The sequence below is a fragment of the Enterobacter cloacae complex sp. S3 genome (assembly GCF_014930495.1).
Lineage (GTDB): Bacteria > Pseudomonadota > Gammaproteobacteria > Enterobacterales > Enterobacteriaceae > Enterobacter > Enterobacter asburiae_B.
In genome coordinates this window covers 1-8,913 of the sequence record NZ_JADBRD010000028.1, presented here as the reverse complement: position 1 = coordinate 8,913, position 8,913 = coordinate 1, and the positions used below count along the sequence as shown (strand labels likewise).

The window sequence follows — 8,913 nt, the reverse complement described above, 5'->3', positions numbered from 1 at the left end:
TCATGCGAGCTCTTCTTTAAAGATGGCGGTGAGGGGGGGATTCGAACCCCCGATACGTTGCCGTATACACACTTTCCAGGCGTGCTCCTTCAGCCACTCGGACACCTCACCATATTTTTTTGCTGCCTGACCGCTTGGGGGGCAACGGGGCGCTACTATAGGGAGTTGCGCTAACACGGTCAAGCAGATTTTCTGTATTCGTGCTCGTTCGGTTAAGCCTTAATCAGCTCTTGTCGCAGCACGGGTTATTAACGCTGTGAATCGAGCACTTCGCTGTTTTTAACTACTTCCTGTGCTTTGCCGTAGCTTTCGATCAGCAGCTGGTAAGCCGGGAAGATGTGGGTATACACCTCAGCCCACTCGGCTGCGTCCTCACGGTTCCAGGTTCTCTGGATCTCAGAGGCCACCGCCGCCGTATCCATCGGAACCACACCGGCCTGCACCACGCGCGCCAGGGTGATCTCCTGCGCCATTTTGCTGTAGGTGCCGGAGGCATCAATCACCGCAAACACCTTATAGCCGTCCGCTACCGCGCTGATTGACGGGAAGGCCATGCAGACGCTGGTGATAGTGCCCGCGATAATCAGCGTCTTGCGCCCGGTCGCTTTCACCGCAGCAACAAAATCCGGGTTATCCCAGGCGTTGATCTCGCCTTTACGGGCAACATATTGCGCATGCGGCGCGTTGGCGTGGATCTCCGGGATAAGCGGTCCGTTCGGTCCCTGCGGGACTGACGCGGTGGTGATCACCGGGATCTTCGCCAGAGTCGCGATTTTTGCCAGCGCAGCCGCACGGGCGCGCAGTTCCGGCATTGGCATATCCCCAACGGTCTGGAACAGACCGCTCTGGTGATCGATAAGCAACATCACCGCATCGTTCACATCAATAACCGGACGTGCGCCATTAAAATTCGCAGGTGTAGACATTATCTTCTCCTTTATTAATTTCAGATCTGGCCGAAGCGGCCGGAGTTAAAATCACGAATGGCTTCGTTGATTTCGCTTTTACTGTTCATCACAAACGGGCCATAGCCCACGATGGGTTCATTCAGCGGCTCGCCGGCCATCAGCAGCACTTTGGCATCGCTGTTCGCCTCCAGGTGCAGTTTGTCGCCTTCCTGACTCAAAACGACCAGCTGGGCTTCACCCGCCTGCGTTGTACCGTTCACCGTGATGTTGCCTTCAAGCACGACCAGCGCGGTGCTCCAGCCTTCGGGCTGATTGAGCGTCAGATGGCTTCCCAGGTTCAGCGCGATGTCCCAGACGTTGAGCGGTGAGAAGGTGTGCGCCGGGCCGGTTACAGCCTCGTAGCGACCGGCAATAACCCGCAGCGAACCGCTGTTATCCGGTAGCGTCACGACCGGGATTGCATCCTTGGTAATGCTCTGGTAGCCCGGTGCCGCCATCTTGTCTTTGGCCGGCAGGTTGACCCAAAGCTGCATCATTTTCAGTTCTCCGCCTTTCTGCGAGAACGCGCTGGAGTGGAATTCCTCGTGCAAAATGCCTGCACCTGCCGTCATCCACTGCACGTCGCCGGGGCCAATGACGCCGCCTTTGCCCGTGGAGTCGCGATGCTCCACTTCACCGGAATAGACGATGGTGACCGTTTCAAAACCCCGGTGAGGGTGTTGGCCTACGCCGCGTTTCGCCCCATCTGCCGGAAAGCTGTACGGGCCCGCGTAGTCCAGCAGCAGGAACGGGCTCAGCGGCTCGCCGTGGGTTTGGTAAGAAAACATCGAACGGACCGGGAAACCATCGCCAACCCAGTGCTGGCGGGGAGCGGTATAAACGCCTGTTACGTTTTTCATGATTAACTCCTGATGTTCTGTTGATGTAATTAGCTTATATTCAGAGTTAATACTCCGGTAGATAGTGAAATTGGCATTCACTGTTCTGAAAATGGAACGATGAGGATTTATGCAGGATCTCAATGACTTCGTCTGGTTTGTGAAGGTGGTGGACTACGGCGGCTTTGCGGCGGCGGGAAGGGCGCTTGATCTGCCAAAGTCCAGGTTAAGCCGCCGGATAGCGCAGCTGGAAGAACGCCTTGGCGTGCGGCTCATCCACCGTACAACCCGACAGTTTACGGTGACCGAGGTCGGGCAGACCTTCTACCAGCACTGTAAAGCGATGATGGTGGAGGCCGAGGCCGCGGAGGAAGCCGTGGCGGCACTGCAGGCTGAACCGCGCGGTGTTGTCAGGATTACGTGCCCGATAACTCTGTTGCATGTCCACGTGGGTCCGATGCTGGCCAGATTTATGGCGCGCTACCCCGGGATCAATCTTCAGCTTGAGGCGACCAACCGGCGGGTCGATCTTGTTGGCGAAGGTATTGATGTGGCGATCCGCGTGCGTCCGCGTCCGTTTGATGACAGCGACCTGGTATTAAGGGTGCTGGCTGACAGGGGACATTGTCTGGTCGCGGGTCCGGCGTTGATTCAACGCATGGGAGAACCCGTCATGCCGTCTGAACTATGTGCCTGGCCCGGGTTAAGCATGAACGAGGGGAAACATATTCATAAATGGGAGCTGTCCGGTCCCGGAGGTGCCAAAGCGGAGATCCATTACCACCCTCGATTGATCACCACCGACATGCTGGCGCTACGTGAAGCTGCCATGGCAGGCATCGGCGTGGTGCAGCTGCCGATTTTGATGGTCAAGGACCAGCTGGCGACGGGGGAACTGGTACGGGTGCTGGATGCGTGGGAACCCCGACGCGAAGTGATTCACGCGGTTTATCCTTCGCGGCGCGGCCTGCTGCCGTCCGTCAGGACGCTGGTGGATTTTCTGACCGAAGAGTATGCGCGGATGGTGGAAGAGTAACACTTCCCTCTCCCCTGGGGAGAGGGGCAGGGTGAGGGGCTCAGGCCGCACCGAGCTGCATATAGCACCGGGGGTTCTCATCCCCCCCTTTACGGAGAATATAAAAGAAAAAAGCCCGTACTTTCGTACGAGCTCTCATCTTAAATATGGCGGTGAGGGGGGGATTCGAACCCCCGATACGTTGCCGTATACACACTTTCCAGGCGTGCTCCTTCAGCCACTCGGACACCTCACCATATTGTCATCCCGTTGTTGCCGGGACGGGCGCTAATGTAAGGAAAAGCCGAACTGCCGTCAACTCACTTTTTCAGTAATTTAGCGCGTTTAGACAAACTTCAGGCAACATGATTCTTAAATGTGCTGAAAGCGTCTTTTTTATCAGCAACACAGTTGCGCTATAAATTTGTTATGCTGACCGTCCAGTGAAAAAGCAAAATAAATCAGCGCAATAAAAGGCAGGAATGACTATGGATATACTTTTCTATCACCCCACGTTTGATACGGCATACTGGATCAAGGCGCTTTCGGCGGCGTTACCCGGCGCACGCGTTCGCGAGTGGAAGCGTGGCGATAATGAACATGCTGACTATGCGCTGGTCTGGCATCCTCCGGTAGAAATGCTCCAGGGCCGCAAGCTGAAGGCCGTTTTTGCCCTGGGAGCCGGCGTGGATTCCATTCTGAGCAAACTGAAGGCACACCCTGAAATGCTGCCGGAAGATATCCCCCTTTTCCGCCTGGAAGATACCGGAATGGGCCAGCAAATGCAGGAATATGCCGTGAGCCAGGTACTGCACTGGTTCCGCCGCTTCGATGACTATCAGGCCTTTAAACAGCGAGCCCACTGGGAGCCGCTGCCGGAGTACCATCGCGAAGACTTTACGATCGGCATACTCGGTGCGGGCGTGCTGGGCTCAAAAGTGGCCGAAGCGCTTGCCCCGTGGGGATTCCCGCTACGCTGCTGGAGCCGCAGCCGCAAGGATTATCCGGGCGTTGAGAGTTTTGCCGGAACGGATGAGCTTTCTGCATTCCTGAAAGGGACACGCGTGCTTATTAACCTGCTGCCAAACACTGCGGAAACGGTAGGGATCATCAATGAAGCCCTGCTCAATCAGCTCGTCGATCAGAGCTACCTGATGAACCTGGCGCGCGGGGTCCATGTCGTGGAAGGCGATCTGCTGAAGGCGCTGGACAGCGGAAAGCTAAAAGGCGCCATGCTGGATGTCTATAGCCGTGAGCCGCTGCCCGCGGAAAGCCCGCTGTGGGCGCACCCGCGCGTGGCGATGACCCCGCACGTGGCTGCCGTGACGCGTCCGGCAGAAGCGGTGGCGTATATATCCCATACCATCAGCGAAATGGAAAAGGGTAACGCGGTCACCGGACAGGTCGACAGACAGCGCGGCTACTGAGAGAAACCCGGCGTTCGCCGGGTTTTTGCTAATATTCGCCGCTGATAACTGCTATCCTTTGGAAAAACCGCAGAGGAGAGAGAGATGTATCCCGTTGACCTGCATATGCACACCGTCGCCAGCACCCACGCGTATAGCAACCTCCATGATTATATCGCCCAGGCGAAGCTTAAAGGCATCAAGCTGTTCGCGATCACCGATCATGGCCCGGACATGGCGGATGCGCCGCACTACTGGCATTTTGTGAATATGCGGATCTGGCCACGTCTGGTGGACGGCATTGGGATACTGCGCGGCATTGAGGCGAACATCAAAAATACCGACGGTGAGATCGACTGCACCGGCCCGATGCTGACGTCTCTTGACCTTATCCTCGCCGGTTTTCATGAGCCGGTTTTCCCGCCTCAGGATAAAGACACCAACACCGCGGCGATGATTGCCACCATTGCCAGCGGCAATGTGCACATTATCAGCCACCCCGGTAACCCGAGGTATCCGATTGATATTCAGGCTGTCGCGCAGGCGGCAGCGAAGCACCGCGTGGCGCTGGAGATTAACAACTCCTCCTTTGTGCACTCGCGTAAGGGCAGTGAAGCCAACTGCCGCGAAGTGGCTGCCGCCGTGCGTGACGCAGGTGGCATGGTGGCGCTGGGCTCAGATTCTCATACCGCGTTTACGCTGGGCGATTTCAGCGAGTGCCTGAAAGTGCTGAATGATGTTAACTTCCCGGAAGCGCAAATCCTGAACGTGACCCCACGCCGCATGCTCGATTTCCTCGAGTCGCGCGGAATGGAACCGATAGCCGAATTTGCCGATCTTTAATTGTGTAATGGAATCATAAAAATGAACGAGTTTTCCATCCTCTGCCGCGTGCTGGGTACGCTCTATTATCGCCAGCCGCAAGACCCGCTGTTGGTTCCGCTCTTTACGTTAATTCGTGAAGGCAAACTGGCGCAGAACTGGCCGCTGGAACAGGATGATTTACTGGAACGTCTGCAAAAAAGCTGTGACATGCAGCAGATTGCGACGGACTACAATGCGCTGTTCGTTGGCGATGAGTGCCGCGTTTCGCCATACCGTTCAGCCTGGCAGGACGGGGCAACGGAAGCGGAAGTCCGCGCGTTTCTCTCCACGCGCGGTATGCCGCTGAGCGATACGCCAGCCGATCATATCGGTACGCTGCTGCTGGCGGCGTCCTGGATCGAAGACAACGCCGGTGATGATGAGAATGAAGCCATCGAAACCCTGTTCGAAACGTACCTGCTGCCGTGGGTCGGGACATTCCTGGGTAAAGTCGAAGCGCATGCCACCTCGCCGTTCTGGAGAACGCTGGCCCCGCTGACCCGCGACGCTATTGCGGCAATGTGGGATGAGCTGGAAGAAGAGAACGAAGAGTGATTTAGATCACATAAATTCTGCAACTCAACATTTCAACTTGCACGTAATGTGCTTCTGATCTCATTTCTATGGTGCGCATCTGCTAAGATGCGCGCCATGAATATATTACTTTGTATCGCACTAACGACAGGTATTCTCTCCGGACTCTGGGGATGGGTAGCCGTGTCTCTCGGATTGCTCAGCTGGGCCGGGTTCCTCGGCTGCACCGCCTATTTCGCCTGTCCGCAGGGGGGCGTCAAAGGGCTCTTTATCTCTGGCTGCACGCTGATGAGCGGTGTTATCTGGGCGCTGGTGATCATGAAGGGCAGCGCGCTGGCGCCGCATATGGAGATGCTGGGGTACGTCATGACGGGTGTCGTTGCCTTTTTAATGTGCATCCAGGCTAAGCATCTGCTGCTTTCATTTGTGCCGGGGACCTTTATGGGGGCGTGCGCGACCTTTGCAGGGCAGGGTGACTGGAAGCTGGTGGTTCCCTCCCTGGCGCTGGGGTTGCTGTTTGGCTATGCCATGAAAAACAGCGGTCTTTGGCTGGCGTCGCGACGGGGAAAAGCGCAAAACATCACTGCGGTGAGCGAATAAAAAAAGGCGAGATAATCATCTCGCCTTTTTTATGCGCTTCCTGTCAGGATTCCGGAGGGACTGACATATCGCGGTATTTCACCAGTATCGGGTTCTGCACGTCTGCTTTGTTTTGCAGATCCCACAGCCCGCGGTCAATACCGTCGTTGATTAAGAAGATCACGCCGGTTTCAATGGCTGACATCAGGCACATCATGACCGGCTCGTTAGAGGTGTAGCCAATTTCACCTTCCAGCAAACGCTGGTAATCGATGAAGCGGAATACCCCTGCCTGCACTTCATAAGACAGAATGGTTTTGCTGGTGTTCACCGAAGAGAGCACTTCGCCTGTACTGACGTTAACCACACGCAGGTTCACGGCGATTTGGTCAAGCTGGTACTGGGTATCCGCACCGATACCGAAGTAACGAGCTCCTGCACCACCCGACTTAACGTTACTTTCGTAGCCAATAATCGATCCTTCGATCATCACGTTCGCTGCCGCCAGAGATTGCAGAGGCATGCGGTTATTGTCCGCGACGGTGCCATTTTCCTGAGCGGCACGAATGATTTTGCGTTCATTCAACAGGTTCTGGAGCCCCTGACGTTCCAGCGGAATAAACCAGTGCGAATCCTTGAGCGCGGTAACCAGCATGGCGGTGGCGCTTTGCGGCACAGCCGTGGAGAAGTTACTTGCCGGGTAAGGTTTGAATTGCCCGGTTTCATCCTGAATGTTGTATACGGAGACAAATATTTTCCCCGTAGGTGAAGGTAAATGCGTTAAATCACGATAACTCTGGGCCCGAGGCATTAATGTCGGTTTTGCAGCTTCTTTAGGTGGAGCAGTTAAACAACCGCTCAATAAGCACACTGCAACAAATATCAGGAAGCGCTGCATGATCGTTGTCCTTATTTAGCTATTGTTTAAAAGTCAGTTGAATTACTTTGTAGACCGGAAACCTGAATGGTGGAGATTCTTCCGGTTTTACGATCGGTCACGTTCAACTGAAGCTGTCCGTCAGTATTGGCGATATCAACGATAAAGTCGTTGGTCACCATGCGGCCGGGTTTACCGGTATTAATGTTGGTCAGTAACCCCCCTAAAATCTGCGACTGAATAGCTTGAGTGAAGTTGTCCAGTGCGGACGGGGTATCAACGCTAAAATCCTTTAAGCTGGGATCCTTATAGGAGTTTTGCGCCTGGGCTTCGTTCAGCAGGAACGCGCCGTTATTAGGGTTACCGCCAAAGTTAGGGTTACGGAACTGAAACGTCATGTTTCCGGCCCAGCTTATGGGTGTTATCAGCATTATCGAAACAACTGCATATGCAATACGCATGACAGCCTCCGCATATCGGTTCGCTAGAACTCGTCTTTTGCTAAATCGCTGGTGCTTAATAGGGCTTTATCTATTTGCAGGCGATTAATAGCGTCTTCTGATTGTGCCAGTGCTAAGGCTACGTTTTTATCGAAGTCTATTTTGGTCGGGAATAAAAACGTTTGATAAATAACGTACTGATTAGCCGTTATTGTTATCCAACTTCCCCATCGTGCACTGGGCCGCTCGTTGATTGTTATATTTCCGGTGTAGGTACTGTCCCATTTGTCACTGAAGGCGCGGTAAAAACTGTGCCCGACCGATGAGACAGTGTGGTCTGTTAACAATCCGGGAACTTCGACCTCGACGGCCTTCAGATTCCCGGCAGCGAGCAGGAAACTCGCTGCGGCGATCCAACTCAACGTGCGCTTCATGTGATTAACGCCTGAGGTTATCGTTTGCCCACGAAACAGCCTGAGTTCGGTTTTTAACAGCTATCTTCTTGAAAAGATTATAAAGGTGCGTCTTTACCGTATTTTCGCTGATAAATAACGAACGGGCGATTTCAATATTTGAAGCACCAATGCGTAACTTGTTCAGGATCTCTTTCTCACGGTGCGTGAGCAGCGCGGACTCTGAACTGTTATAGCGATAATTTCCGGAGTGCGTGATGAGATAGCTGGCAAGCTTTTGCGAAAAATAACACTCTCCGCGCAATATACCTTGCAGCCCCTCTACCACCCGGTCTTCTTCTTCCGTGACGTAGAACACGCCATTGATATGCGGCCAGCTTTCAATATCTCTGAAAGGATATTCATCAGGCGTATTCAACAATAGCACGCGGATATTATTGTTTTTCCTGCTTAAAATATCTTGCCAGTAATGGATAAGCTTTTTATCAGCTTCCATCATATCGAAAAGAATGATGCTGCCAGGTGCAATATCATCAAAAGAACGTTGAATATTATGCAATTTCCCGTTCAGTGATAAAGATTGCTTTAAATGTTGTAATAACGCTGTCGCTTGCAAAGAAGGTTTTGTGATCAACAGTAATGTATGACCATGTAAACTATGGACTTCATTATACATGATGAAACCCCACTTTTTTTTGGCACCTGGCAGCTGTCCTCCTGTTTATTAGAGGACACCAGAAGTACTGACAGATGTTGCACTGCTGTGTGTAGAATCAGACCATAACCTCCACAGGGAGGTAAATATAAAACCAATTTCGTACATCTAATTTCAATCTAGCTTTTACGAAGTTTAAAGCAAGTGTTAAACGTGTAACAGAATGTAAAAATCAATATTAATTTGTGAAAACTGCTTGTTGTTAATGGTAATAATTGATGAAAAAGTTGTACATATAAATAGATGTGCACAGATTTTAAAAATCATAAAAATATTTTTATGTT

General features: G+C 53.1%; 11 protein-coding genes and 2 tRNA genes. 5 read left to right on the top strand and 8 right to left on the bottom strand.

Features of this window, described 5'->3' with window-relative positions:
* Positions 1–23 precede the first annotated feature (23 nt).
* From IM317_RS15890 to IM317_RS15880, 3 genes are all read right to left on the bottom strand, one after another.
* Positions 24–111, bottom strand: a tRNA-Ser gene (locus IM317_RS15890).
* A gap of 137 nt (positions 112–248) precedes the next feature.
* Complete coding sequence (locus tag IM317_RS15885) at positions 249–926, bottom strand: isochorismatase family protein (protein ID WP_033145175.1); 678 nt, start codon at positions 924–926, stop codon at positions 249–251.
* A 20-nt stretch (positions 927–946) separates the two neighbouring features.
* Positions 947–1,807: a pirin family protein gene (locus IM317_RS15880; protein ID WP_033145176.1), complete on the bottom strand. Its 861-nt coding sequence runs from the start codon at positions 1,805–1,807 to the stop codon at positions 947–949.
* Between the two features lie 109 nt (positions 1,808–1,916).
* On the opposite strand from IM317_RS15880, the gene IM317_RS15875 reads away from it, so the two are divergent.
* Positions 1,917–2,822, top strand: coding sequence for a LysR family transcriptional regulator (locus IM317_RS15875; protein WP_033145177.1), 906 nt, complete (start codon positions 1,917–1,919; stop codon positions 2,820–2,822).
* A gap of 147 nt (positions 2,823–2,969) precedes the next feature.
* On the opposite strand, the gene IM317_RS15870 is transcribed toward IM317_RS15875, so the two are convergent.
* Positions 2,970–3,057 (bottom strand) — tRNA-Ser (locus IM317_RS15870).
* A 232-nt stretch (positions 3,058–3,289) separates the two neighbouring features.
* Here IM317_RS15870 and ghrA point away from each other — a divergent pair.
* The 4 genes from ghrA to IM317_RS15850 all read left to right on the top strand — a co-directional run bounded on the left by ghrA (position 3,290) and on the right by IM317_RS15850 (position 6,205).
* Positions 3,290–4,228, top strand: a complete 939-nt coding sequence (gene ghrA / locus IM317_RS15865) for a glyoxylate/hydroxypyruvate reductase GhrA (protein WP_033145178.1) — start codon at positions 3,290–3,292, stop codon at positions 4,226–4,228.
* An 84-nt stretch (positions 4,229–4,312) separates the two neighbouring features.
* A complete protein-coding gene (locus IM317_RS15860; RefSeq protein WP_033145179.1) occupies positions 4,313–5,050 on the top strand; it encodes a phosphatase in 738 nt (245 codons plus the stop codon).
* Between the two features lie 21 nt (positions 5,051–5,071).
* Positions 5,072–5,626, top strand: coding sequence for a molecular chaperone (locus tag IM317_RS15855; RefSeq protein WP_033145180.1), 555 nt, complete (start codon positions 5,072–5,074; stop codon positions 5,624–5,626).
* A gap of 96 nt (positions 5,627–5,722) precedes the next feature.
* On the top strand, positions 5,723–6,205 hold the full coding sequence (locus IM317_RS15850) for a DUF1097 domain-containing protein (RefSeq protein WP_072196684.1): 483 nt from the start codon (positions 5,723–5,725) through the stop codon (positions 6,203–6,205).
* 43 nt (positions 6,206–6,248) lie between these two features.
* On the opposite strand, the gene csgG is transcribed toward IM317_RS15850, so the two are convergent.
* The 4 genes from csgG to csgD are packed head-to-tail and all read right to left on the bottom strand — an operon-like array spanning position 6,249 to position 8,590.
* Positions 6,249–7,082: a curli production assembly/transport protein CsgG gene (csgG, locus tag IM317_RS15845; protein ID WP_025755858.1), complete on the bottom strand. Its 834-nt coding sequence runs from the start codon at positions 7,080–7,082 to the stop codon at positions 6,249–6,251.
* A gap of 26 nt (positions 7,083–7,108) precedes the next feature.
* Positions 7,109–7,522 carry a curli production assembly/transport protein CsgF gene (gene csgF / locus IM317_RS15840; protein ID WP_008500846.1) on the bottom strand — a complete coding sequence of 138 codons (414 nt, stop codon included), beginning with the start codon at positions 7,520–7,522 and terminating at the stop codon, positions 7,109–7,111.
* 23 nt (positions 7,523–7,545) lie between these two features.
* Positions 7,546–7,935 (bottom strand): curli production assembly/transport protein CsgE, encoded by a 390-nt coding sequence (gene csgE / locus IM317_RS15835; protein ID WP_033145182.1) that lies wholly within the window; start codon positions 7,933–7,935, stop codon positions 7,546–7,548.
* A gap of 4 nt (positions 7,936–7,939) precedes the next feature.
* Positions 7,940–8,590 (bottom strand): biofilm master transcriptional regulator CsgD, encoded by a 651-nt coding sequence (gene csgD / locus IM317_RS15830; RefSeq protein ID WP_021240790.1) that lies wholly within the window; start codon positions 8,588–8,590, stop codon positions 7,940–7,942.
* Positions 8,591–8,913: the final 323 nt, after the last annotated feature.

What these genes read in the sequence shown, in the direction of transcription:
- IM317_RS15885 (WP_033145175.1), bottom strand. Translation starts at nt 926, where the DNA reads ATGTCTACACCTGCGAATTTTAATGGCGCACGTCCGGTTATTGATGTG.
- IM317_RS15880 (WP_033145176.1), bottom strand. Translation starts at nt 1,807, where the DNA reads ATGAAAAACGTAACAGGCGTTTATACCGCTCCCCGCCAGCACTGGGTT.
- IM317_RS15875 (WP_033145177.1), top strand. Translation starts at nt 1,917, where the DNA reads ATGCAGGATCTCAATGACTTCGTCTGGTTTGTGAAGGTGGTGGACTAC.
- ghrA (WP_033145178.1), top strand. Translation starts at nt 3,290, where the DNA reads ATGGATATACTTTTCTATCACCCCACGTTTGATACGGCATACTGGATC.
- IM317_RS15860 (WP_033145179.1), top strand. Translation starts at nt 4,313, where the DNA reads ATGTATCCCGTTGACCTGCATATGCACACCGTCGCCAGCACCCACGCG.
- IM317_RS15855 (WP_033145180.1), top strand. Translation starts at nt 5,072, where the DNA reads ATGAACGAGTTTTCCATCCTCTGCCGCGTGCTGGGTACGCTCTATTAT.
- IM317_RS15850 (WP_072196684.1), top strand. Translation starts at nt 5,723, where the DNA reads ATGAATATATTACTTTGTATCGCACTAACGACAGGTATTCTCTCCGGA.
- csgG (WP_025755858.1), bottom strand. Translation starts at nt 7,082, where the DNA reads ATGCAGCGCTTCCTGATATTTGTTGCAGTGTGCTTATTGAGCGGTTGT.
- csgF (WP_008500846.1), bottom strand. Translation starts at nt 7,522, where the DNA reads ATGCGTATTGCATATGCAGTTGTTTCGATAATGCTGATAACACCCATA.
- csgE (WP_033145182.1), bottom strand. Translation starts at nt 7,935, where the DNA reads ATGAAGCGCACGTTGAGTTGGATCGCCGCAGCGAGTTTCCTGCTCGCT.
- csgD (WP_021240790.1), bottom strand. Translation starts at nt 8,590, where the DNA reads ATGTATAATGAAGTCCATAGTTTACATGGTCATACATTACTGTTGATC.